The sequence below is a fragment of the Sphingobacterium bovisgrunnientis genome (assembly GCF_009829085.1).
Taxonomy (GTDB): domain Bacteria; phylum Bacteroidota; class Bacteroidia; order Sphingobacteriales; family Sphingobacteriaceae; genus Sphingobacterium; species Sphingobacterium bovisgrunnientis.
Genome location: NZ_WUQY01000136.1, coordinates 1 through 472, shown reverse-complemented (window position 1 = coordinate 472; position 472 = coordinate 1). Strand labels below are relative to the sequence as shown.

The 472-nt window shown below is 30.1% G+C and carries 1 protein-coding gene; it reads right to left on the bottom strand.

Annotated elements, in window-relative coordinates:
• A partial coding sequence (locus GOQ16_RS17765) for a hypothetical protein (RefSeq protein ID WP_204987522.1) occupies positions 1-200 on the bottom strand: 200 nt, incomplete at its 3' end.
• Between the last annotated feature and the right edge of the window lie 272 nt (positions 201-472).

Here is a 472-nt window from a genome sequence, read left to right as displayed (position 1 = left end):
CGACTGATTTGGGTCATTTTTTGCTTTTTTTGGTGGATTTTGGTTATTGGGTTAAGTAGTCGAGTCGGATTATGGAATAACAAGAAAAACCCAACATGATCCAACTCAACCCGACCTGACAACATTAACATTTTTTCTTTAAAAAGGGGAAAAATAAAATAAAAATAAAAAACAAGCCCTAACCGTCCCGTTTGACCCACATTTTCATTTTCATTTTCATTCTTCTACTCATTTTCAACCACACATTTTTCAATAAAATAATATTTTTCATCACATCAATAATTTTTCCTTCTTTTTCAACCACACATTTCTCATTATATCACTATTCAAAAATCAATTTTTACCCCAAAAATTACTCTCAAACACCCTCGAAGTATTGATTGCAAACAACAAGAATACTAGAAACAAGAATTGGATTTGGCAAAGAAATTGAAGATTTTATTCAACTATAATGGAGAAAAAAATTACATCA